The sequence below is a fragment of the Rhodococcus aerolatus genome (assembly GCF_054783215.1).
On the sequence record NZ_BAAGQZ010000005.1, the window covers coordinates 134851 to 158135 of the forward strand.

Consider the following 23285-nt stretch of genomic DNA (forward strand, 5'->3'; position numbering starts at 1 on the left):
CTAGGTGCGGGGGTCGGGAGCGGTCAGGACGGGGCCGGCACCGGCTCCAGGATCTCCGCGCGGGCCTCGGGGGCGGCCGCGCGCAGGGCGTCGGCGGCACCGTCGGTCAGCTCGGCCTGCGACTCCCGCTCGGCCTGCACGCGGGACTGGTAGAGCTCCACCTCGCGGTCCACCGTGGCCTGGTCCCAGCCGAGCACCGGGGCGACGAGCTCGGCCACCTCGCGGGCGCTGTCCGAGCCGCGGTGGGCGTACTCGATGGAGATCCGGGTCCGGCGGGCCAGGACGTCCTCCAGGTGCATGGCGCCCTCGGCGACCGCGCCGTAGACGACCTCCACCCGCAGGTAGTCCGGGGCCGACTCGATCGGCGCCAGCAGCTCGGGACGACCGTCCGCCAGCGCGAGCACCTCGTGGAGCAGGGAGCCGTACCGGTCGAGCAGGTGGCGCACCCGGTAGGGGTGCAGGCCGTAGCGCTCGGCGACCTGCTCGGCCTGGTTCTCCAGGGCGAAGTAGCCGTCGGCGCCCAGCAGCGGCACCTTCTCGGTGACCGATTCGGCCACCCGCGACGGGATGTCGGCGACGGCCTCGTCGACGGCGTCCGCGCCCATCACCCGGTAGGTCGTGTACTTGCCCCCGGCGATGGCGACGAGGCCGGGCGCGACCCGGGCCACGGCGTGCTCGCGGGAGAGCTTCGAGCTCTCCTCGGACTCGCCGGCGAGCAGCGGGCGCAGGCCGGCGTAGACGCCCTCGATGTCGCTCGCGCTCAGCGGCGAGGCGACGACCTTGTTGACGTGGCCGAGGATGTAGTCGATGTCGGCCTTCGTCGCCGCCGGGTGGGCGAGGTCGAGGTTCCAGTCGGTGTCGGTCGTGCCGATGATCCAGTGCCCGCCCCAGGGGATGATGAACAGCACGGACTTCTCGGTGCGCAGGATCATCGCCGCCTCGGAGACGATCTTGTCCCGCCCCACGACGAGGTGCACGCCCTTGGACGCGCGGACCTTGAACCGGCCGCGGCCGCCCGCGATGTGCTGGACCTCGTCGGTCCACACCCCGCTGCAGTTGATGACGACGTGGGCGCTGACCGTGGTCTCGCGGCCGTCCTCGGAGTCGCGGACGGTGACGCCGGTGACGCGGTCGGACTCGCGGGTGAACCCGACGACCTGGGTCGAGGTGCGCACGACGGCGCCGTACTGGGCCGCGGTGCGGGCCACCATCATGGTGTGGCGGGCGTCGTCGACGAGGGTGTCGTAGTAGCGCACCCCGCCGACGAGGGCGTCGCGCTTGAGCCCGGGCGACATGCGCATGGCGCCGGCGCGGCTCAGGTGCTTCTGCCGCGGCACCGACTTGGCGCCGCCCAGGGTGTCGTAGAGGAAGATCCCGGCCGCGACGTAGGGGCGCTCCCAGACCCGGTGCGTGAGCGGGTAGAGGAACTTCAGCGGCTTGACCAGGTGCGGGGCGAGGGTCGACATCGACAGCTCGCGCTCGTGCAGGGCCTCGCGGACGAGGCCGAACTCGAGCTGCTCGAGGTAGCGCAGGCCGCCGTGGAACATCTTCGACGAGCGGCTCGACGTGCCGGAGGCGAGGTCGCGCGCCTCGACCAGGGCGACCTTGAGGCCGCGGGTCGCGGCGTCGAGCGCCGCACCGGCGCCCACCACGCCGCCCCCGATGACGACGACGTCGAAGTGCTCGCGGCCGAGCTGCTCCCACGCCTCCTCGCGCTGCTGCGGGCCCAGGACCGCGGTCCTCGGCTGGCTGGCTGACTGCTGGTCGGTCACGTGCTGCTCCTCACACCTCGGTCGTCGCGACGGTGCCACCACCGGTGCGTCGTCGCCTGCCCAGAACGGTACTAGCACTTCTGCTCACACAACCTGCACACATGTGCACGCTGGTCACCCCTCCCCGACGAGGCCCGCCGCGGTCACGTCGTCGAGCACGAGGTCGGTCACCAGGCCCCCCGCGAGCGCCCCGCGCAGGCCGGCGAGCTTGGCCTCCCCGGAGAGCACGCACAGCCGCCGCGGCACCCGGCGCAGCCGGTCGAGCGACGGGCCGCTCGCCCGGTCGTTCAGCGCGATGCCGTCCCAGCTGCCGTCGCCGCGGAAGAACACCGTCGCGATGTCGCCGACCACCCCGTCGGCCCGCAGCTCGGCCATGTCGTCGTCCTCGAGGTAGCCCGCGCTGTAGACGTGGCTCGGCACCCGGCCGTCGACGGCGCCGATGCTGAACACCGCCACGTCCATCCGGTCGGCCAGCGCGACCACCCGGGAGATGCTGCGCTCGCGCCACAGGTGGGTGCGCGTCTCGGGGTGGTCGAAGAAGGCGGGCACCGGGAACTCCTGCGGGCGCGCCCGGAACGCGGTGGCGAAGCTCCGCACGATGTCCGAGGCGTAGGAGATGCCCGTGGTCCGGGTGTTGGCCGCCCCGTTGAGCTGGACCACGTGGGCGTTGTGGGTCCGCTTCGGCGCGAGGTGGCGGCTGACCGCGCTCAGCGTGGTGCCCCACGCCAGGCCGAGCACCATGTCGGAGTCGAAGAACGTGCCCAGCAGCCGCGCGGCGAAGGTGGCCACCGCGTCGAGGCGCTCGAGGTCGCTCGCCGTGCCCTCGACGGGGACCACGTGCGCGCGCACCCCGTGGGCGTCGGCGATGGCCTGCTCGAGCCGGGGCGCCGGGCCCTGCGGGGTGGTGATCCGGATCTCGACCAGGCCCTCGGAGCGGGCGTGGCTGATCAGCCGCGACACCGTCGAGCGCGAGACGCCGAGCTCCCGGCCGATGGCGGCCATGGTCAGGTCCTGGAAGTAGTACATCCGGGCCGCCTGCAGGGCCTCGGTGGTCCGGGGCGCCTGCCCGTCCTGCCCCGTCCCCTCCTCGACGACCGCCACCCCGCACCTCCGCACCGCACGTTCGTGCAGGCCCTCGTGGTCACCTGCTCGCCCCTGCACCCTCCCCGAGCAGGTCGCGCGCGGCAAGGGCCCCCGGGAGAGGCCCGGCCGGGGGCTGCACGTACGTGCAGATGGCTTGTGCACATGTTCCGCGTCCTTAGCATCGTCAGTGATCATTATGACCCTCGTCACACACGAGCGTGACAGGGTCGGGCAACGGAGCTGAGGAGAGATCGATGGCGGACCTGAACAAGAAGCTGGGCCTGGGAGGGGAGCTGGCCGCGGAGTTCGCGGGGACCATGATCCTCATCCTCTTCGGGGTGGGCGTGGTCGCGCAGGTGACCGCGGGTGGGGAGAAGGCCAGCCTCGGCGGGCACGACGCCATCGCCTGGTGCTGGGGGCTGGGCGTCACCTTCGGCATCTACGTGGCGGGCCGGCTCACCGGCGCGCACCTCAACCCCGCGGTGACGTTCGCGCTCGCGATCTTCCGCGGGTTCTCGTGGGCGAAGGTGCTCCCGTACTCGCTGGCGCAGACGGCCGGGGCGTTCGTCGCCGCGCTCATCGTGCGGGCCAACTACAACGACGTGCTGAACTCCGTCGACCCGGGCCACACCATCGACACGCAGGGCATCTTCTCCACGCTGCCCGGCAACGGCACGCTCCCGGTCAGCACGACCTCCGCGCTGATCGACCAGATCATCGGCACCGCGATCCTGCTGTTCCTCATCTTCGCCGTGACCGACCCGCGCAACTCCGCGCCGCTGGCCAACCTGACCCCGCTCATCGTCGGGTTCATCGTCGTCGCCATCGGCTTCGCCTACGGCACCAACGCCGGGTACGCGATCAACCCCGCCCGCGACTTCGGGCCGCGGCTGGCCTCGTTCATCACCGGCTACGGCACGGCCTGGCGCGACCAGGGCGGCGGGCTCTACTTCTGGGTGCCCATCGTCGGCCCGCTGATCGGTGGCCCGATCGGCGCGCTGCTCTACGACCAGCTGGTCCGCCGCCACCTCCCGGCGGAGGACGCCGTCGAGGAGACCACCGAGGAGCCGGGCCGCGTGCGCTCCTGAGCGCCCCCGCCCGAGCCCCGAGACACCGACACAGCCACGAGGAGACACCCATGACCCAGTACATCGCCGCCATCGACCAGGGCACCACGTCCACCCGCTGCATGGTCTTCGACCACTCCGGCCAGGTCGTCGCCGTCGACCAGAAGGAGCACGAGCAGATCTTCCCGCGCTCCGGGTGGGTGGAGCACGACGCGAAGGAGATCTGGTCCAACACCCGCACCGTCGTCGCGGGCGCGCTGGCCAAGGCCGACCTGAGCCCGTCGGACTTCGCCGCCGTCGGCATCACCAACCAGCGCGAGACGGCGCTGGTGTGGGACCGCACCACCGGTGAGCCCGTCTACAACGCCATCGTCTGGCAGGACACCCGCACCGACCGCATCGTGACCGCCCTGGGCGGGGACGAGGGGGCCGAGAAGTACAAGGCCACCACGGGTCTGCCGCTGGCCACGTACTTCTCGGGGCCCAAGGTGAAGTGGGTGCTCGACAACGTCGAGGGCGCGCGGGACCGCGCCGAGGCGGGCGAGCTGATGTTCGGCAACATGGACACCTGGGTGCTGTGGAACATGACCGGGGGGCTCGACGGCGGCCTGCACGTCACCGACCCCACCAACGCCAGCCGCACCATGCTCATGGACCTCGACACCCTGAGCTGGGACGAGTCCATCTGCGCCGACATGGGTATCCCCGTCTCCATGCTCCCCGAGATCAGGAGCTCCTCGGAGGTCTACGGCCACGTCCGCGAGCGCGGCGTGCTCGCCGGCGTGCCCATCGCGGGCATCCTCGGCGACCAGCAGGCGGCCACCTTCGGCCAGGCCTGCCTGAGCCCCGGCGAGGCCAAGAACACCTACGGCACCGGCAACTTCGTGCTCCTCAACACCGGCACCGAGAAGGTGATGAGCGACAACGGCCTGCTCACCACCGTCTGCTACAAGATCGGGGACAACGACACGATCTACGCCCTCGAGGGGTCGATCGCGGTCACCGGCTCGCTCGTGCAGTGGGTGCGCGACAACCTCGGGCTCATCTCCGACGCCTCGCAGATCGAGGACATGGCCCGCTCGGTGGACGACAACGGCGACACCTACTTCGTGCCCGCGTTCTCCGGGCTGTTCGCCCCGCACTGGCGCGCCGACGCCCGCGGCGCGATCGTCGGGCTCACCCGGTTCAACAACAAGGGCCACCTCGCGCGGGCCGTGCTGGAGGCCACCGCCTTCCAGACCCGCGAGGTCATCGACGCGATGGACGCCGACTCCGGCGTGCCGCTGACCGCGCTCAAGGTCGACGGCGGCATGGTCGTCAACGAGCTGCTCATGCAGTTCCAGGCCGACATCCTCGGCGTCGAGGTCATCCGGCCGCAGGTCGCCGAGACCACCGCGCTCGGGGCCGCCTACGCCGCGGGGCTCGCGGTCGGGTTCTGGGAGACCGAGGACGACATCCGCACCAACTGGGCCGAGGACAAGCGCTGGACGCCGCAGATGGACGACGCCGAGCGCGACCGGCTCCTCGCCGGCTGGAAGAAGGCCGTCACCCGCACGCTCGACTGGGTCGACGCCGAGGACTGAGCACCGGACCTCGACCGACCCCCGGGCCCGTCCCGGGGGTCAGTCGAGGTCGTCGTGGCGCATGAGCTGGCGGCCGGACTCGGTGATGGAGCCCGACATGGACGGGTACACCGAGAACGTCTGCGCCAGGTCGTTGACCGTGAGGTTGTTCTGCACCGCCATGGCGATCGGCAGGATGAGCTCCGAGGCCACCGGGGCGACGACGACCCCGCCGATGACCACGCCGGTCGTCTGCCGGCAGAACAGCTTCACGAAGCCCCGCCGCAGCCCCATCATCTTGGCCCGCGGGTTGCCGGCCAGCGGCAGCATCACGGTGCGGGCGCTGACGTCGCCGCTGTCGATCGCGGCCTGGCTCAGCCCCACCGTGGCCAGCTCGGGCCGGGTGAACACCGCCGCCGCCACGGTCTTGAGCTTGATCGGCGAGACCCCCTCGCCCAGGGCGTGCCACATCGCGATCCGGCCCTGCATGGCCGCGACCGAGGCCAGCGGCAGCAGCCCCGTGCAGTCCCCCGCCGCGTAGATGCCGGGCACCGAGGTCCGCGAGACCCGGTCCACCGGGACGTGCCCGCCGGCCGTGAGCTCGATGCCGACCCGCTCCAGGCCGAGCGAGCCGGTGTTGGGCACCGAGCCCACGGTCATCAGCGCGTGGCTGCCGGTCACGGTCCGGCCGTCGGCGAGGGTCACCAGGACGCCGTCGTCGGTGCGGGTCACCGACTCCGCCCGCGCGTGCTTGACCAGCGTCACGCCGCGCTCGGCGAGCACGTCCTCGAGCACCGCGGCGGCGTCGGCGTCCTCGTGCGGCAGCACCCGGTCGCGGCTGGAGACCATGGTGACGTGCACGCCCAGCTCGGTGTAGGCGGAGACGAACTCGGCCCCGGTCACCCCGGACCCGACCACCACGAGCTCGGTGGGCAGCTCGGCGAGGTCGTAGATCTGGCGCCAGTCGAGGATGCGCTCGCCGTCGGGCTCGGAGCCGGGCAGCACGCGCGGGCGGGCGCCGGTGGCGATGAGGACCACGTCGGCGTCGAGGGTGCTCTCGCTGCCGTCGGGGGCGCGGACCGCGACGCGGTGGTGGGCCATGCCGGGCTCGGCGTCGGCCAGCCGCCCCTCCCCGGGCACCAGGGTGACGCCCTCGCGCTGCAGCCGGGCCCGGATGTCCGCCGACTGGGCCAGGGCCAGGCCCTTGACGCGGCCGTGCACCACCGGCAGCTCGACGTGGGCCTGCTCCGGGTCGACGTCGACCCCCAGGTCGGAGGCCCGGCGCAGCTCGGTGCGCACCCCCGCCGAGGCGATGAACGTCTTCGACGGCACGCAGTCGTAGAGCACGCACGCCCCGCCGACGCCGTCGGTCTCGACCACGCTGACCTCGCCGCCGTGCTGGGCGGCGACGAGGGCCGCCTCGTAGCCGGCGGGTCCGCCGCCGATGATGACGATGCGGGTCACTGGGGGTTCCTCCACGGGTCGACGCAGGTGGGTCCGGGTGCGCGGGAGGGGCTCGTGGCCCGCCGCGGCCCTGCTCACGCTAGCGGGGACGGCCCGGGCCCCGCGTGTCGATGGGCCGGGCCCCGGTGCCGCTAGGGTTGCGCCGTGCCGATCTACGCCGCCTACGGCTCCAACATGGACCCGGCGCAGATGGCCGAGCGCACCCCCCACTCCCCCATGGCCGGCACCGGGTGGCTGCAGGGCTGGCGGCTCACCTTCGGCGGGGAGGACCTCGGCTGGGAGGGCGCGCTGGCCACGGTCGTGGAAGACCCGGCCGAGCAGGTGTTCGTCGTGCTCTACGACGTCACCCCCGAGGACGAGGAGAGCCTCGACCGCTGGGAGGGCGCGGAGCTCGACATCCACGCCAAGATCCGGCTACGGGTGCAGACGCTGGAGGGCTCGGTGCTGGCCTGGCTGTACTGCGTCGACGCCTACGAGGGCGGGCTGCCCTCCGCGCGCTACGTCGGGGTGATGGCCGACGCCGCCGAGGCCGCGGGTGCCCCCGAGGACTACGTGCACGCGCTGCGCACCCGGCCCTCGCGCAACGTCGGCCCCTGACGCCAGTCCCTCACGCCTGAGACCTGCCCCGACCGGCGGGTGGGTGCGGTCCGGCACGGGCACACTGGGACCGTGAGCGCGGACACCCGGGTGCGGGCGGGCGCCAGGGCGGGTCGTCGCTGGTGGCGCTCCAGCCTGCCCGCGCAGGGGGTGCGCCGGGTCCGCGACCTGAACCTGCCGACCCACGTGCTGGCGCTGTCCGCCCAGCAGGTGCTGTGCACCGCGCCGCTGGTGGTGGCGCTGTCCGCCGTGCTGCAGCGCGAGACCGGACGCGGCGCCGGGTCGGTCATCGCCCGGTTCTTCGGCCTGCGGGCCGACGCCGAGGCCGACCTCGACGCGCTGTTCGCCGGGTCCGGGACCGTCAGCGAGACCGCCCTGGTGGTCGGCCTGCTGGTGGCGGTGGCGTTCACCACCAGCCTGGCCGCCACCCAGCAGCGCGGCTTCGAGCTGATGTGGGAGCTGCCGCGGGCCCGGCTGCTGCCCTCGGCCGCCCGCCAGCTGCTGTGGGCGGTGGTGCTGCCCGGCTACGTCGTGGCCGTCACCGGGGCGGGCCGGGTCGGCCGCGTCGTCGGGCACCTCGTCGGCCTGGGCCCCGCCGCGGAGGCGCTGCTGCAGGCCGTGGCCACGTTCGCGTTCTACTGGTGGAGCCAGCGCCTGCTGCTCGCGAGCCGGGTGCCCTGGCGGGCGCTGTGGCCCGGCGCCGCCGCCGTGGCGGTCGGCACCGTGCTGCTGGTCAAGGTCTCCGCGCTGGTGCTGCCCGGGCAGATCACCGAGGAGGTCACCGACTACGGCCTCATCGGCGCGGTGTTCGTCCTCTCGATCTGGCTGATGGTGCTCAGCGGCGTGCTGCTCGGCGGCACGCTGCTCGGCGCGGTGATCGCCGAGCGGCGCGCCGGCGCTCAGCCGGAGTAGGGCCGCTCCCGGGCCAGCTCCTCGCGGGCGATGGACCGGCGGTGCACCGCGTCGGGCCCGTCGACGATCCGCAGCACCCGCGCCCAGGCGTAGAAGTACGCCAGCGGGGTGTCGTCGCTGACCCCGGCGCCGCCGAACACCTCGATGGCCCGGTCGATCACCGCGCACGCCACCTTCGGCGCGGCCACCTTGATGCCGGCGATCTCGCTGCGGGCCCCGCCCGCGCCGTGGGCGTCGATGAGCCACGCCGTCTTCTGCACGTAGAGCCGCACCTGGTCGATCTCGACGCGGGAGTCGGCGATCATCGCCTGCACCACGCCCTGCTCGGCCAGCGGCTTGCCGAAGGCGACGCGGTCCTTGCTGCGCTCGACCATGAGCGCCAGGGCCCGCTCGGCCATCCCGATGGCGCGCATCGCGTGGTGCACGCGCCCGGGTCCCAGCCGGGCCTGCGCGATGCGGAAGCCGTCGCCCTCCTCGGCGAGCCGGTTGGTCACCGGCACCCGGACGTCGGTGAAGACCAGCTCGGAGTGCCCGTGCTGGTCCTGGTAGCCGAAGATCGGCAGGTGCCGCACCACCTCCAGGCCGGGGGTGTCGCGCGGCACCAGCACCATCGACTGCTGGCGGGCGCCCGGGGCCTCCGGGTCGGTCTTGCCCATGACGATGAACACCTCGCAGCGCTCGTCGGCGGTGCCGGTGATCCACCACTTGCGGCCGTTGATGACGTAGTCGTCCCCGTCGCGGACGATCGAGGTCTGGATGTTGCGGGCGTCCGAGCTGGCCACCTCGGGCTCGGTCATGGCGAACCCGGAGCGGATGGTGCCCTCCTGCAGCGGCGCCAGCCACCGCTCGTTCTGCTCGGGGGTGCCGAACAGCATCAGGGTCTCCATGTTGCCGGTGTCCGGTGCCTGGCAGTTCAGCGCCTCGGGGGCGATGACGGGCGACCAGCCGGTGATCTCGGCGACGGCGGCGTACTCGAGGTTGCTCAGCCCGGACAGCTCGTGGTGGAACAGGTTCCACAGCCCCTGGCGCCGCGCCTCGGCCTTGAGCTCCTCCAGCACCGGCGGGTGGCCGTGGTCGTCGTGCCCGCGCCCGGCCCGCCAGGCGTCGTACACCGGCTCCGCGGGGAAGACGTGGTCACGCATGAAGTCCCAGGTGCGGGCGCAGACGTCCTGGGCGCGCGGGGAGAGCTCGAAGTCCACGGCGGGGTGTCCTCTCGGTGGGGCTGGTCGGGGCTGGGCAGGTCGGGACGGGCTGGGGCTGCTGGGGCTGGTCCGGTCAGGGTCGGGCGGACCAGGCGGCCAGGGCGGCGTGGACCAGGGTGCGCACCCCCACCTCGAGGGCGCGCTCGTCGACGTCGAACGTCGGCTGGTGCAGGTCGAGCTGCGGGCCGTGCCCGGGCCACACCCCGAGGCGGCCCATCGCCCCGGGCACGTGCTCGAGGTACCAGGCGAAGTCCTCGCCGCCGCTGGACTGGGCGGTGCTCGCGACGGCGCCCTCCCCCAGCCCGGCGGTCACCGCGGCGCGCAGCACGCGGGCCGAGGCGCGGTCGTTGACCACCGGCGGCACCCCCCGGGCGTGGTCCAGCTCGTGTGTGACGCCGTAGGGGGCCAGCAGGTCCCGCACGGCGTCGGCGACGAGCGGGGCCCAGGTCTCGCGGTCCCCGGTGCGCAGGGTGCCGCGCAGCACCCCGGTCTGCGGGATGGCGTTGGACGCCTCCCCCGCGTGCACCGCACCCCAGGTCAGCACCGTGCCCGTGCGGGGGTCGACCCGGCGCGACAGCACCGAGGGCAGGCCGGTGACGAGCACGCCGAGCGCGTGGACGAGGTCGCCGGTGAGGTGGGGCCGCGAGGTGTGCCCGCCGGTGGAGTGCAGGGTGATGGTGAGCTCGTCGGCCGCGGAGGTCAGCGCGCCGGCCCGCACGCCGACGCTGCCCACCACGAGCCGGGGGTCGCAGTGCAGGGCGAAGATGCGGCTGACGCCCTCGAGCGCCCCGGCGGCGATGACGTGCACCGCGCCCTGCGTCATGACCTCCTCGGCGGGCTGGAAGACCAGCCGCACCCGGCCGGGCAGCGCAGGGGCGCCGGCCAGGGCGAGCCCCGCCCCCAGCAGCGCCGCGGTGTGGACGTCGTGCCCGCAGGCGTGCATCACCCCGGGCACCTCGGAGGCGTACTCCGCGCCCGTCCGCTCGCTCAGCGGCAGGGCGTCCATGTCGGCGCGCAGCGCGACCAGCGGGCCGTCGGTGCCGACGTCGCACACCAGCCCGGTGCCCGGCAGCAACCGCGGGGTGAGCCCGGCCTCGGCGAGGGTGGCCCGGACGAGCTCGGTGGTGGCGTGCTCGGTGTCGGCCAGCTCGGGGTGGCGGTGCAGCCGGCGGCGCCACGCGACGAGGTCACCCGCGTGCTCGGCCAGCCACGCCGTCAGCCAGTGCGGCGGGGACGGCGGGGGTGCGGGCACACGCGCCATGGTGTCACCGGCGCCCGCCGCCACGCGCGGCGGTGCGCTCACAGGCCGCCGGTGTCCTCGGCCAGCGTCCGGGCGGCGTCGGCGTACATCCGGGACTTGATCATCCCGAGGGTGTCGCCCCGCTTCGCGGCCAGCGCCTGCGCCTGGGCCACCGCCGTGGGCAGCACGTCGGCCTCGTCCGCGGTGGCGGTGACCAGGCCCGCGGCCAGCGCGTCGGGCCCGCCGAAGCGACGGCCGGTGGTCATGGCCTCGTGCGCGCCCCGCTTCGGCAGCCGGGCGGTGAGCAGCGCGTTCATGCCCTCGGTGAACGGGATGTGGATGTCGACCTCGGGCAGGCACCAGTAGCCGCGGTCGGCGCGCATGACCTGGGCGTCGTGGGCGGTCGCGAGCATGGCCCCGGCGGCGAAGACGTGGCCGTTGCAGGCGGCGACGGTGGGCATGGGCAGCAGCAGCACCCGGCGCAGCAGCGCGTGCACGCTGGTGACGTACTCCGCGAGCTGCTCGCCGTGGCCCATGAGCCACTCCAGGTCGAGGCCGTTGGAGTAGAACTTCCCGGTCCCGGTGGTGACCAGGGCGGCCGGGCCCTCGGTGGCCTCGACCTCGTCGAGCAGCTCGCCGACCGCGACGAGCCAGTCGGGGTGGAAGCGGTTCTCGGTGTCGGCCACGCCCTCCTGGCCGAGGTCGAGCACGTGCACGTCGCCGTCACGGCGCAGGTGGGGCATGGTCCTGATCTCCTTCGTCGGTCACCTGTGAATGGAAGCTCGCGTCCTGGGTGCAGTGATCACGCACGGGCGTCGAAGGCGTCGAGGATGCGCTGCGCGGCCAGGGCGGCGGTCAGCGTGCCCGCCCGCACCTCGTCCTCGGTGTCGCGGCGCAGCGCCCGCACCCCGGGGTGGTCGGTGAGCCTGCCGAGCAGCTGCTCGCGCACCATGGCCCACGTCCAGTCGACCTGCTGGCGGGCGCGCTTGGCGGCGAGCTCGCCGGCCTCGTCCAGGGTGCGCTGGTGGTCCAGGACGACGGCCCACAGCTCGTCGAGCCCGCTGCCCTCCAGGCCGGACATGGTCAGCGCGGGCGGCGTCCACAGCGCGTCGGCGGGCTGCACCAGCCGCAGCGCCCCGGCGAGCTCGCGGGCGGCGCGCTGGGCGTCGCGGCGGTGGTCGCCGTCGGCCTTGTTCACCGCGACCACGTCGGCCAGCTCGAGGACGCCCTTCTTGATGCCCTGCAGCTGGTCCCCGGTGCGGGCGAGGGTGAGGAAGCAGAAGCAGTCGACCATCCCGGCCACCGTCACCTCGGACTGCCCGACGCCCACGGTCTCGACGAGCACCACGTCGTACCCGGCCGCCTCGAGCAGCACCATGGTCTCGCGGGTGGCCTTCGCGACCCCGCCGAGGGTCCCCGCGGTGGGCGAGGGACGGATGAACGCCGACGGGTGCTGCGCGAGGCGCGCCATGCGGGTCTTGTCGCCCAGGATCGAGCCCCCGGTGCGGGTGGACGACGGGTCCACGGCCAGCACCGCGACGCGCCGGGCAGTGCCGTCCAGGGTCCCGTCGGCCAGCCGGGAGCCCAGGCTGTCGATGAACGTGGACTTGCCGACCCCGGGCACGCCGGTGATGCCCACCCGGTGCGCCCCGCCGGCGTGCGGCAGCACCGCCAGCAGCAGCTCCTGGGCCTGGGCGCGGTGGTCGGCCCGGGTGGACTCGACGAGGGTGATGGCGCGCGCGAGGTCGGCCCGGCGGCCGGCGAGGACGCCCTGCGCGAGGGCGTCGACGTCGACCGGGGGCCGGCGCGGGGTCGTGGGGGTCAGCTCGCCGACACCTCGTCCGGGCTGATCTCGTCCGGGCTCGTCTCGCCGGCCACGTCCCCACCCGACGCGGTCGCCGCACCGGGGCGCTGCGCGGCCTCGTCGTCGAGGGTGATGTCGTGGGCCTGCGCCAGCTGGTGCAGCAGCCCGGTCGCGGCCTCGGCGATGACGGTGCCCGGCGGGAAGATCGCCGCCGCCCCGGCCTCGCGGAGCGCGTCGAAGTCCTGGGTGGGGATGACCCCGCCGACGATGACCATCACGTCGGGGCGGCCCACCTCGGCCAGGGCGTCGCGCAGCGCGGGAACCAGGGTCAGGTGCCCGGCGGCCAACGACGACACCCCGACCACGTGGACGTCGGCGTCGGCGGCCTGCTGGGCCACCTCCTCCGGGGTGGAGAACAGCGGCCCCACGTCGACGTCGAAGCCGAGGTCGGCGAAGGCGGTCGCGATGACCTTCTGCCCGCGGTCGTGCCCGTCCTGGCCCATCTTGGCCACCAGGATGCGGGGCCGGCGGCCCTCGGCCTCGGCGAACTGCTCGACCAGCGCGCTGGCCCGCGTCATGGATCCCGTCGTCCCCGCCTCGTCCCGGTAGACCCCGCTGATGGTCCGGATCTGCGCCGAGTGGCGGCCGTAGACCTCCTCCAGCGCGGCGGAGATCTCCCCCACCGTGGCCTTGGCCCGCGCCGCGTCGACGGCGAGCGCGAGGAGGTTGTTCCCCTCCCCCTCGGGTGCCGCGGCCGCGCGGGTGAGCTCGGCCAGGGCGGCGGCCACCGCGTCGTCGTCGCGGTCGGCGCGCAGCGCGTCGAGCTTCTCCAGCTGCTCGCGGCGCACCTGGGCGTTCTCGATCTTGAGCACCTCGGGGACGTCGTCCTCGCCCTCCGGCACGCGGTACTTGTTCACCCCGACCAGCGGCTGGCGACCGGAGTCGATGCGCGCCTGGGTCCGGGCGGCGGCCTCCTCGATGCGCAGCTTGGGGATGCCCTCGTCGATGGCCTTGGCCATGCCGCCGGCCTCCTCGACCTCGGCGATGTGCGCCCGGGCCCGGTCGGCGAGCTGGTGGGTCAGCCACTCCACGTAGTACGAGCCGCCCCACGGGTCGATGGGCCGGGTGGTGCCGGACTCCTGCTGCAGCAGCAGCTGGGTGTTGCGCGCGATGCGGGCGGAGAAGTCGGTCGGCAGCGCGAGCGCCTCGTCGAGGGAGTTGGTGTGCAGGCTCTGGGTGTGCCCCTGGGTCGCGGCCATGGCCTCGACGCAGGTGCGGACGGCGTTGTTGTAGACGTCCTGGGCGGTCAGCGACCAGCCCGACGTCTGCGAGTGGGTGCGCAGGCTCGTCGACCGCGGGTTGGTCGGGCCGAACTGCTCGACGAGCTCGGCCCACAGCAGCCGGCCCGCGCGCAGCTTGGCGACCTCCATGAAGAAGTTCATCCCGATGGCCCAGAAGAAGCTCAGCCGCGGGGCGAAGGTGTCGACGTCCATGCCCGCCGCGATGCCGGCCCGCAGGTACTCCACGCCGTCGGCGAGGGTGTAGGCGAGCTCGAGATCGGCTGTGGCCCCGGCCTCCTGGATGTGGTAGCCGGAGATGGAGATGGAGTTGAACCGCGGGGTGTTCGCGCTCGTCCAGGCGAAGATGTCGGAGATGATCCGCATGCTCGGCCCGGGCGGGTAGATGTAGGTGTTGCGGACCATGAACTCCTTGAGGATGTCGTTCTGGATGGTCCCGGCCAGCTGCTCCGGGCCCACTCCCTGCTCCTCGGCGGCGACGACGTAGAGCGCCAGGATCGGCAGCACCGCACCGTTCATCGTCATCGACACGCTCACCGACCCGAGGTCGATGCCGTCGAAGAGCTGGCGCATGTCCAGGATGGAGTCGATGGCCACCCCGGCCATGCCGACATCGCCCGCCACCCGGGGGTGGTCGGAGTCGTACCCGCGGTGGGTGGCCAGGTCGAAGGCGACCGACAGTCCCTTCTGGCCGGCGGCGAGGTTGCGGCGGTAGAACGCGTTCGACGCCTGCGCGGTGGAGAACCCCGCGTACTGCCGGATGGTCCAGGGCTGGGTGACGTACATCGTGGGGTACGGCCCCCGCAGGTACGGCTCCGTGCCGGGGAACGTGTCGAGCGGCAGCGGGTGCTCGCCGGCGTCCGCCCCGCCCTGCGCCACCGCGTCGCGCTCCGCCCGGGTGTGGACGGGGGCGACGGCGATGCCCTCCGGGGTCTGCCACACGAGGTCGTCGGCCGCGTGCCCGGTCGCGGCGGCGAGGTCGGCGACGAAGTCCGCCACCGACCCGCTCGACCCCGTCGGCTCTGCGGGTGCGTCGGGGTCGACGAGGGGCACGTCGGCCAGGTTCGGGATGGCGCTGGTGTCGCTCACGAGACCCCCAGGTGGTCGAGCAGGTCGGTCAGGGCGGCGACGGCGTCGGTGCCCGCGGACAAGTTGCCGTCGGGCTGGGTGTCGCCGTCGAGCCGGGCGCCGGCGAGCAGGACGCGCCCGGCACCCGCCCCGCGCAGCGCGGTGATCGTGCCGGCCGCCTCGGTGGCGTAGCGCTTCTCGCTGCCGCACACCACGACCACGGCCAGGTGGCCGGTGGCGGCCAGCTCCTCGACGGTCGCGTCGGGGCCCGGGTCGTGCGCGGCGATGCCCCCGGCGGCCAGCAGGGTGGTGACGAACCCGGTGCGCGCGGCGTGCTCGGCCAGCGGTCCCAGCGGGGCCAGCAGCACGGTGGGCCGGGTGCCGGTGGCCGCGGCGTGCGCGTCCGCCCGGTCCCGCAGCGCCTCGTACCGCTCGGCGTAGCGGTGCACGGGCAGCGCGCCCGGGTCGGCGGGGTCGCCGGCCGGGCCGGGCGCGGGGTCGTCGAGGTTGGGGAACTGGCTGACCCCGGTGATGGCCGCGCGGCGGTGGTCGACGTCGTCGTCGCGGCGAGCCCGGGTCTCGGCGCAGCGCTGCGCCACCAGGCCGGAGGCGACGGCGGCCAGCGCACCCCCGGCGGCCTCGACCTCCTGCAGGTGCGACCAGGCGGCGTGGGCGAGGTCGTCGGTGAGCGACTCCACGTGCCAGGAGCCGGCGCCGGGGTCGAGCACGCGGCCCAGGTGGGACTCCTCGAGCAGCAGCAGCTGGGTGTTGCGGGCGATGCGGGCGGCGAAGCCGGTGGAGACGCCGGGGGCGCCACCGGGCAGCGCCGCGTCGAACGGCAGGACGGTGACGGCGTGCGCCCCGCCGACCCCGGCGCCGAACGCGGCGACGGTGGCGCGCAGCAGGTTCACCCACGGGTCGCGCTGGGTGGTCATGGCCGACGACGTCACCGCGTGCTGGCGCACCGCCCCGGCCTGCGGTGCCCCCACGACCTCGGCGACCCGGGCCCACAGCCGGCGCCCGGCCCGGAGCTTCGCCAGGGTGGCGAACTGGTCGTCGGTGGCGGCGTGGCGCAGCTCGACCTGGGCCAGCGCGTCGGCCACGTCGACCCCGCCCGCGACGAGCGCGCGGACCACGTCGAGCCCGGCGGCCACGGTCCACCCCAGCTCCTGGGCGTCGGAGGCCCCGGCGTCGTGGAACACCCGGCCGTCGAGGGTGACCGCGCGGCCGCCGGACCGCCGGTCCAGCAGGTCGGTGGTCAGCGTGACCGCCTCGTGCAGCCGGGCGTCGCCGGTGCGGACCTGGTTGGTGAGCGGGTCGGCGCCGAGGCTGACGTCGACCTCGGCCGGGTCCAGGCCGCGGCGCTCGACGAGGGCGTGGAACGCGGCCGCGGCGGCCGGGGTGTGCTCGCCGGCCTCGAGGACCACCGGCGCGAGGTCGACGAACACCTCGGCCAGGGCCTCCTCGAGGGCGTCGGGGCCGTCAGCGCCGAGGGTGAGCCACACGGAGGTGACGCCGTTCTCCAGGTCGGCCAGCACCCGGCGGTTGACCTCCGCCGGGGCCTCGTCGCCGGGGCCGCCCAGGCCGTGGCGGGCCCGGACGTGCCAGCCGACGGTGGGGTCGCGGTCCGCCTCGGCGCCGCGGGTGAAGGGGGCGACGCCGGGCAGCGGGTCCTCGGGCAGCTCGTCGGCGCGGGTGCGCAGGGCGGGGATCGTCACCCCGTCGTAGGTGGTCGTGTCGAGCTCGCGCTCCGGGGTGTCGCCGAACGAGGCGGCGTCGGCCCGGCGCGCCTTGGCCAGCACCCCGGCCACCCCTCGCCGCCAGGCGGTGAGGGCGGTGTCCGTCGACTCCGATGTCATGGGCGGATGTTAACGGGCGTCCCGGGCGCCCCCGAGGCGAGTCCGGTGCGGCGTGGGACACAGCCGCGGACCCCCTCGGGGACGCGGCCTCGGCGCCCCGGGGCCGACCGAGCGCCCCGATAGGCTCCCCGACCGTGACCGGACCCGACGCCAGCCCCACGCCCGCCGCCGACCCCGCGGGAGCCGCCGCGGCCGCCGCGGCGGTGCTCGCCGAGCGGACCGGGGTGCCGGCGCACGACGTCGTGGTCGTGCTCGGCTCCGGGTGGCGGCCCGCCGCGGACGTCCTCGGCGAGCCCGTCGCCGAGGTGCCGATGGCCGAGCTGCCGGGCTTCACCCCGCCCAGCGCGGTCGGCCACGGCGGCACGGTGCGCTCGCTCGACGTCGGGGGCCGCCGGGTGCTGGTGATGCTCGGCCGCACGCACGGCTACGAGGGCCACGGCCCCGCCGCGGTGGTGCACGGCGTGCGCACCGCCTGCGCGGCCGGGGTGGGCACCGTGGTGCTGACCAACGCGGCGGGCGGGCTGCGCGAGGGCATGACGGTGGGCCAGCCGGTGTTGATCAGCGACCACCTGAACCTCACCGCCGCCTCCCCGCTGGTGGGCGCCCGCTTCGTCGACCTCACCGACGCTTACGACCCGGCGCTGCGCGAGGCCGCCCGCGCCATCGACCCGTCGCTGACCGACGGCGTGTACGCCGGGCTGCCGGGCCCGCACTTCGAGACCCCGGCCGAGATCCGGATGCTGCGCGGCCTCGGGGCCGACCTGGTGGGCATGTCGACGGTGCACGAGACCATCGCCGCCCGCGCCGAGGGTGCCCGCGTGCTGGGCCTCTCGCTGGTGACCAACCTCGCCGCGGGGATGACGGGGCAGCCGCTCGACCACGTGGAGGTCCTCGAGGCCGGCCGCGCCGCCGCGCAGCGGATGGGGTCGCTGCTGCGCTCCCTGGCGGAGCGGGTGTGACGGGCGTCGACCCCGCGCTGGCCGCCGAGGTCCGCGGCTGGGTCGACGCCGACCCCGACCCCGCCACCCGTGAGGAGCTCACCGCCCTGCTCCGGGCCGGGGACGCCGCCGCCCTGCGCGACCGCTTCGCCGGTCCGCTGGCGTTCGGCACCGCCGGGCTGCGGGGCCCGGTGCGGGCCGGACCGAGCGGGATGAACGTCGCCGTCGTCACCCGCACCACCGCCGGGCTCGCCGCCTGGCTGCGCGCCCGGGGCGCCGGTGGGGGCGTGGTGGTGGTGGGTCGCGACGCCCGCCACGGCTCGGCCGCGTTCGCCACCGCCACCGCCGAGGTGCTGGCCGCGGCGGGGTTCGTGGTGCGGCTGCTCCCGCGGCCGCTGCCGACCCCGGTCCTCGCGTACGCCGTCCGGGCCGGGGACGCGGTGGCCGGGGTCCAGGTGACCGCCTCGCACAACCCGCGGGAGGACAACGGCTACAAGGTCTACCTGGCCGGCGGGGCCCAGCTCGTCCCCCCCGACGACCGCGGGATCGAGGCGGCGGTGGCCGCGGTCGGGCCCGCCGCCGCCGTGCCGCGGTCCCCGGTCGACCCGGTCGGCGAGGACGTGCTCGGCTCCTACCTGGACCGCGTGGCGACGCTGCCGCGGGGGACGGCCCGCGGGGTGCGGGTGGCGCTGACCGCGATGCACGGGGTGGGCGGCGAGGTCGCCCGGGAGGCGTTGGCGCGGGCCGGGTTCGACGACGTGCACGTGGTGGCGGCCCAGCAGGAGCCCGACCCGGACTTCCCCACCGTGGGCTTCCCGAACCCCGAGGAGCCGGGGGCGGGGGACGCGGTGCTGGCGCTGGCCGAGCAGGTCGGGGCCGACCTGGCGGTGGCGCTCGACCCCGACGCGGACCGCTGCGCCCTGGGCGTGCGGGACGCGCACGGGTGGCGGCTGCTGCGCGGCGACGAGACCGGGGTGCTGCTGGGGGCGCACGTGCTCGCCCACACCGAGGTCCGGGACCCGTTGGTGGCCACCACGATCGTGTCCTCGCAGCTGCTGGCCCGGGTCGCCGCGGCGGCCGGGGCCCGCTCGGCGGAGACGCTCACCGGGTTCAAGTGGCTGGTCCGCGCCGGGGAGGGCCTGGTCTACGCCTACGAGGAGGCCATCGGTCACTGCGTCGACCCGGACGTGGTGCGCGACAAGGACGGCATCTCCGCCGCGGTGCTCGCCGCCGACCTGGTGGCTTGGCTCGCCGAACGCGGGCGCACCCTGCTCGACGAGCTCGACGACCTCGCCGTGCGCCACGGCGTGCACGCCGGGGACCAGGTGTCGCTGCGGGTCACCGACCTCGCCCGGATCGATGCGCGGATGCTCCAGCTGCGGGCCGACCCGCCCCCCGAGCTGGCGGGTGCGCCGGTGGCGCTGACCGACCTGCTGCCCCGCACCGACGGCGTGGTCCTGCGCAGCACGGCCGACGGCCCGGCGGGCGTGCGGGTGGTGGTGCGCCCCTCGGGGACCGAGCCGAAGCTCAAGCACTACCTGGAGGTCGTCGAGCCCGTCGACGGCCCGGGCGACCTGCCCCGGGCGCGGGCCGTGGCGCAGGAGCGGCTCGACGCCCTGCGGGCCTGGGCGGCCGCGGGGTCCTGACCGGCGCGTCCGTCACCGTCCACCGCCCCGGTCGTGGATGATCTTCCCGGACGGGGGCGCAGCGGGCGGCGGGGGTGGGTGCGGTGCACCGGGACGAGCAGGGCAGCGGACAGGGCGGCGGCGCACCGACGGGTGGGCCCGTCGGGGTCGACCCGGACCGGCCCGACGGCTTCGGCCACTGGGGACGGTTGGACGTGGTCGACGACGACGAGCACGTGGTCTGCCACGAGTGCGGCCACCCGTGCCGGTCGCTGGGCGCGCACGTGACCCGGGCGCACGGGGTGACCGCGGAGCACTACCGCGCCCGGCACGGGCTCCCCCCGGACACCTGCCTGGCCGCGCCCCGCACGCGGCGGCGGGTCCCCCGCGGCTGAGCCCGGGCCGTACCGGTCCCCCGCAGCGGCCGTCGCGCTCAGCCGACGGCGACGACCGCGACCGTGACGTTGTCGTGCCCGCCGCGCTCGAGGGCCAGCGTGGTCAGTGCGTCGGCCGCGGCGGCGGGGTCCAGCCCCGTCACCACCGCGGCGAGGTCCGCCGCACCGGGCAGGTAGTTCCACAGCCCGTCGGTGCACACCAGCAGCAGCCCCGGCCCGGGGGCGACGAGGCGGGCGATCCTGGGCCCCACCATCGCCGGGTCGTCCGCGGTGTCGGCACCCACCCAGCGGGTGATGGAGTGGGCACGTCGGTCGGCCATCGCGGTCTCGGCGTCGGCGAGCCCGGCCCGGACCACCTCGGCGGCCCAGGAGTCGTCCTCGGTCAGCACCCGGGACCCGCCCCGGTCGTCGAGCCAGTAGGCGCGGCTGTCCCCCACCGACCCGACCACGACCTCGACGCCCCCGGGCCCGGGGCGCAGCGCGGCGGTGACCACCGTGCAGGCCGGCGGGTCCGGCTGCAGCTCGCGGCCCACCTCGGCCACCGCACGGGCCGCGGCGGCCCCGGCGTCGAGCAGGCCGCGGCGCAGGTCCGCCCCCGCCACGAGCGCGGCGACGAGCGCGTCGAGCGCCGCGGGGCCCGCCGCGGCCGAGGCCAGCTCGGGCCGGCGGACGGAGGACACCCCGTCGCAGACCGCCACGGCCACACCGGGTCCGGTGGCCGCCTCGTCACCGTCACCGCCGAGGTCGCGCAGCACCGCCACCTCGCCGGCGTCCTCGTTGCGGGTGTGGACCAGGCCGCGGTCGCTGACCAGCGCGACCACGCCCAGGTCGACCTCCACCCGGTCGGTCCCGTCGGGGCGGCGGGCACCGCACTGCCCGCAGTGCTCGGCGGTGAACTCGTCGGCCCGGTCGTCGTCGGTGGGCTCGGTCCCGCAGCGCGGGCACGGCCGGTCGGTGGGCGCCCCGAAGGCCGCACGCGCCGCGCCCGTGCCCCCCTGCTCGACGCCCTGCACCCGGCCGCAGTGCTCGCAGAACCGGTCCCGGCCGTCGAGCACGCGGCCGCAGCCGGCGCACGTGGTGGCGGCCGGCACCTCCGGGGCGGTCACACCAGCGTCCTCGGCCGCACCGCGTTGGCCCGGTCCACCAGCGCGTAGCGCTCCAGCCGGTCGGTGCTCAGCCGCGCCAGGCCCCGGTACGCCGCCTCGAGGCCCCCGCGCACCCCGGCCTCGGTGAGCGGCACCCCCAGCAGCGGTGCCCCGCTGACGCCGGCACCGGAGCCGAGCACCTGCAGTGCGGCGCCCAGCACCTGCACCCGCACCTGGTGGTGGCCCGACGGGTCGAGGGTGAGCTGCTCGGAGCGCCGGGCCGCCTCGCGCAGGTCGGCCTCGGTGAGCGCGTCCGCCGGGCCCGCCAGCACCGCGGCCACCGCGGCGAGCCGCGCCGCCCGCTCGTGCCGCGACGTGGCCGGCACCTCGTCGAGGCACCGCAGCGCCCCGGCCCGGTCGCCGGCGCGCAGCCGGGCCCGGGCCAGGCCGAAGGCCGCGCTGACCACCGACCGGTCGGTGCGCCAGACCTGCTCGTAGTAGCGCTGGGCCTGGTAGCGGCGGTCCGGACCGGTTCCCGCCGTGTCGGACTCGGCCGCGGCCGCCATGGCCAGCTTGGGGGCGAGCTCGCCGGGCAACGCGCTGAGCACCAGCTCGAAGGCGACGAACGCCCGGGCGTAGCCGCCGCGCAGCAGCTCGGCGATGCCCCGGTACCAGGCGGTGCGCCAGTCCCCGGGCAGCTCCAGCTCGAGGGCGGTGAGCAGGCCGGCGGCGTCACCGAAGCGGCGCTGGTCGAGGTAGGCGCGCAGCAGCCGCAGCCGGATCTCCGGTGAGCTGCGCGCGGTCTCCGGCTCGCTCTCCAGGGTGTGCACGAGCTCGTCGACGTCGCCCCCGGCGGCCGCGGCCAGCAGCGCCGCGCCCGGGTCGGCGGGGTCGACGACGGGCACGGGCAGCGCGGCCGCGACCTCGAGCGGGTCCGGCCGGGCGGCGAGGTCGGCGTCCTCGGCCGTGCCGAAGGTGGCGCGCTGCGGGCTGAAGGCCGCCGACGGGCCCGGGCGCGGGGTGCCGTCCTGCTCGGCGAGCACCTCCCGCAGCACCCCGGTCACCTGGTCGGCCATCTCGGCCGCGGAGTCGAAGCGCTGGTCGGGGTCGCGGTTGGTGGCCCGCAGCAGCAGCCGGTAGAAGGACTCGTGCCGGGCGAACAGCGGCTCGGTGTCGGGCCCGGGCAGCGTCTCGACCAGCCGGCCGTCCTCCCGCGGCAGCGGGATGGTCAGCACGGTCAGCGTGCGGCCCACCGTGTAGAGGTCGGAGGCCACCGTCGCCCCCGTGGTCGCGATCTCCGGGGCCTGGTAGCCCAGCGTCCCGTAGATGGGGCTGTCCTCGTCGTCGAGCGAGATCACCGCGCCCAGGTCGATGAGCTTGAGCTGCTCGTCGGTCTGCATCACGTTGTCGGGCTTGAAGTCGTTGTAGGCCACGCCCAGCGAGTGCAGGTAGCCCAGCGCGGGCAGCATCTCCAGCACGTAGGCCAGCGCCTGCTCGACGGGCAGCCGGCCGCGCTCCCCGTCGCGCCCGCGCCGGGCGTCGACCAGCTGCTTGAGCGAGGTGCCGCCGACGTACTCCATGACGATGTAGCCGACGGGCGTGCCGTCGGGGCCCTCGCCGGAGACGAAGTTGTAGATCTTGACGATGTTGGGGTGCTCGACCTCGGCGAGGAAGCGGCGCTCGGCCACCGCGACGGCCACCGCCTCGGCGTCCCCGGCGTCGAGCAGTCCCTTGAGGACGACCCAGCGGTCGGACACGTTGTGGTCGGTGGCGAGGTAGACCCAGCCGAGCCCGCCGTGGGCCAGGCAGCCCTGCACCTCGTACTGCCCGCCGACCACGTCGCCCGCCCGCAGCGTGGGGGTGAACGCGAACGGGGCGCCGCAGTGGGCGCACCAGCCCTCGGTGCGGCCGGGCTCGCCGTCGCGGGAGCGGCCGACCGGCTTGGCGCACCGGCTGCAGAACCGCTTGCGCTCGGCCACGACCGGGTCGGCCATGACCGCGGCCGCCGGGTCGGTCCACGGCACCCGGGGCACCTCGACCATGCCCGCGCCGAGCCGGCCGCGGGTGCTGGAGCGGCTCGTGGTGCGCCGCGACGACCGGGACGACCCGCGGCCGGTGCGCCCGCTCAGCGGCGAGCTGACCGCGGCCGTCGCCCGGCTCGTCGCACCGTCCTCGTCGGGCGGGCGCGTCACCGTGGTGGCGGGCTCGTCCAGCCGGCCGGTCGCCTCCAGCCGGCTCGTCCCCGCCGCGCCGGGCTCGTCCCAGGTCGTCATCGCGGGCCCCTCCCCGTCGGTGACCCCGGACAGTACTGGCC

18 protein-coding genes are annotated in these 23285 nt (G+C 75.3%); 7 read left to right on the top strand and 11 right to left on the bottom strand.

The annotated features are described in order from the left end of the window. Nucleotides 1-23 precede the first annotated feature (23 nt). Together ACYVOF_RS04035 and ACYVOF_RS04040 are read right to left on the bottom strand one after the other, a co-directional pair. On the bottom strand, nt 24-1772 hold the full coding sequence (locus tag ACYVOF_RS04035; protein WP_460864226.1) for a glycerol-3-phosphate dehydrogenase/oxidase: 1749 nt from the start codon (nt 1770-1772) through the stop codon (nt 24-26). Nucleotides 1773-1886: 114 nt separating this feature from the next. Beyond that, nucleotides 1887-2873 (bottom strand): sugar-binding transcriptional regulator, encoded by a 987-nt coding sequence (locus tag ACYVOF_RS04040; RefSeq protein ID WP_460864227.1) that lies wholly within the window; start codon nt 2871-2873, stop codon nt 1887-1889. Nucleotides 2874-3109: 236 nt separating this feature from the next. Here ACYVOF_RS04040 and ACYVOF_RS04045 point away from each other — a divergent pair, with 236 nt between their 5' ends. After that, nucleotides 3110-3943, top strand: a complete 834-nt coding sequence (locus ACYVOF_RS04045) for an MIP/aquaporin family protein (RefSeq protein ID WP_460864228.1) — start codon at nt 3110-3112, stop codon at nt 3941-3943. A 50-nt stretch (nt 3944-3993) separates the two neighbouring features. After that, on the top strand, nt 3994-5505 hold the full coding sequence (glpK, locus tag ACYVOF_RS04050; protein ID WP_460864229.1) for a glycerol kinase GlpK: 1512 nt from the start codon (nt 3994-3996) through the stop codon (nt 5503-5505). A gap of 39 nt (nt 5506-5544) precedes the next feature. On the opposite strand, the gene ACYVOF_RS04055 is transcribed toward glpK, so the two are convergent. Continuing rightward, nucleotides 5545-6948, bottom strand: a complete 1404-nt coding sequence (locus ACYVOF_RS04055; RefSeq protein ID WP_460864230.1) for an NAD(P)H-quinone dehydrogenase — start codon at nt 6946-6948, stop codon at nt 5545-5547. 144 nt (nt 6949-7092) lie between these two features. Between ACYVOF_RS04055 and ACYVOF_RS04060 the strand changes: the two genes are divergently transcribed. Then, nucleotides 7093-7545 (top strand): gamma-glutamylcyclotransferase family protein, encoded by a 453-nt coding sequence (locus ACYVOF_RS04060; RefSeq protein ID WP_460864231.1) that lies wholly within the window; start codon nt 7093-7095, stop codon nt 7543-7545. A gap of 72 nt (nt 7546-7617) precedes the next feature. Next, a complete protein-coding gene (locus ACYVOF_RS04065; protein ID WP_460864232.1) occupies nt 7618-8457 on the top strand; it encodes a YhjD/YihY/BrkB family envelope integrity protein in 840 nt (279 codons plus the stop codon). Here the strand turns inward: ACYVOF_RS04065 and ACYVOF_RS04070 are convergent. From ACYVOF_RS04070 to ACYVOF_RS04095, 6 genes are all read right to left on the bottom strand, one after another. Then, on the bottom strand, nt 8445-9656 hold the full coding sequence (locus tag ACYVOF_RS04070; protein ID WP_460864233.1) for an acyl-CoA dehydrogenase family protein: 1212 nt from the start codon (nt 9654-9656) through the stop codon (nt 8445-8447). The two genes, ACYVOF_RS04065 and ACYVOF_RS04070, sit on opposite strands and share 13 nt — an antisense overlap. A 76-nt stretch (nt 9657-9732) precedes the next feature. Next, complete coding sequence (locus ACYVOF_RS04075) at nt 9733-10911, bottom strand: amidohydrolase (RefSeq protein ID WP_460864234.1); 1179 nt, start codon at nt 10909-10911, stop codon at nt 9733-9735. Nucleotides 10912-10958: 47 nt separating this feature from the next. Then, the gene (locus ACYVOF_RS04080) at nt 10959-11642 is read right to left on the bottom strand and encodes an enoyl-CoA hydratase-related protein (RefSeq protein ID WP_460864235.1); all 684 of its coding nucleotides are present in this window, start codon (nt 11640-11642) and stop codon (nt 10959-10961) included. A 59-nt stretch (nt 11643-11701) separates the two neighbouring features. Beyond that, nucleotides 11702-12724: a methylmalonyl Co-A mutase-associated GTPase MeaB gene (gene meaB / locus ACYVOF_RS04085; protein WP_460864300.1), complete on the bottom strand. Its 1023-nt coding sequence runs from the start codon at nt 12722-12724 to the stop codon at nt 11702-11704. After that, the gene (scpA, locus tag ACYVOF_RS04090; protein ID WP_460864236.1) at nt 12721-15090 is read right to left on the bottom strand and encodes a methylmalonyl-CoA mutase; all 2370 of its coding nucleotides are present in this window, start codon (nt 15088-15090) and stop codon (nt 12721-12723) included. The genes meaB and scpA overlap by 4 nt, the downstream gene beginning before the upstream one ends. Next, the gene (locus ACYVOF_RS04095) at nt 15087-16928 is read right to left on the bottom strand and encodes a methylmalonyl-CoA mutase family protein (protein ID WP_460864237.1); all 1842 of its coding nucleotides are present in this window, start codon (nt 16926-16928) and stop codon (nt 15087-15089) included. The genes scpA and ACYVOF_RS04095 overlap by 4 nt, the downstream gene beginning before the upstream one ends. Before the next feature lie 134 nt (nt 16929-17062). Here ACYVOF_RS04095 and ACYVOF_RS04100 point away from each other — a divergent pair, with 134 nt between their 5' ends. The 3 genes from ACYVOF_RS04100 (at nt 17063) to ACYVOF_RS04110 (ending at nt 19886) form a co-directional block, all read left to right on the top strand. Next, a complete protein-coding gene (locus ACYVOF_RS04100) occupies nt 17063-17887 on the top strand; it encodes a purine-nucleoside phosphorylase (protein ID WP_460864238.1) in 825 nt (274 codons plus the stop codon). Next, nucleotides 17884-19512 carry a phospho-sugar mutase gene (locus tag ACYVOF_RS04105; RefSeq protein ID WP_460864239.1) on the top strand — a complete coding sequence of 543 codons (1629 nt, stop codon included), beginning with the start codon at nt 17884-17886 and terminating at the stop codon, nt 19510-19512. The genes ACYVOF_RS04100 and ACYVOF_RS04105 overlap by 4 nt, the downstream gene beginning before the upstream one ends. 83 nt (nt 19513-19595) lie before the next feature. Beyond that, the gene (locus ACYVOF_RS04110) at nt 19596-19886 is read left to right on the top strand and encodes a MucR family transcriptional regulator (protein ID WP_460864240.1); all 291 of its coding nucleotides are present in this window, start codon (nt 19596-19598) and stop codon (nt 19884-19886) included. A 38-nt stretch (nt 19887-19924) separates the two neighbouring features. Here ACYVOF_RS04110 and ACYVOF_RS04115 read toward each other — a convergent pair whose 3' ends face one another. Together ACYVOF_RS04115 and ACYVOF_RS04120 are read right to left on the bottom strand one after the other, a co-directional pair. Beyond that, nucleotides 19925-20992, bottom strand: coding sequence for a protein phosphatase 2C domain-containing protein (locus ACYVOF_RS04115; RefSeq protein ID WP_460864241.1), 1068 nt, complete (start codon nt 20990-20992; stop codon nt 19925-19927). Next, nucleotides 20989-23244, bottom strand: a complete 2256-nt coding sequence (locus ACYVOF_RS04120; RefSeq protein WP_460864242.1) for a serine/threonine-protein kinase — start codon at nt 23242-23244, stop codon at nt 20989-20991. Before ACYVOF_RS04120 ends, ACYVOF_RS04115 begins: the two co-directional genes overlap by 4 nt. Nucleotides 23245-23285: the final 41 nt, after the last annotated feature.

Coding starts and splice junctions, on each gene's coding strand:
- ACYVOF_RS04095 (WP_460864237.1), bottom strand. CDS start 16,928: ATGACATCGGAGTCGACGGACACCGCCCTCACCGCCTGGCGGCGAGGG.
- ACYVOF_RS04045 (WP_460864228.1), top strand. CDS start 3,110: ATGGCGGACCTGAACAAGAAGCTGGGCCTGGGAGGGGAGCTGGCCGCG.
- ACYVOF_RS04080 (WP_460864235.1), bottom strand. CDS start 11,642: ATGCCCCACCTGCGCCGTGACGGCGACGTGCACGTGCTCGACCTCGGC.
- ACYVOF_RS04120 (WP_460864242.1), bottom strand. CDS start 23,244: ATGACGACCTGGGACGAGCCCGGCGCGGCGGGGACGAGCCGGCTGGAG.
- glpK (WP_460864229.1), top strand. CDS start 3,994: ATGACCCAGTACATCGCCGCCATCGACCAGGGCACCACGTCCACCCGC.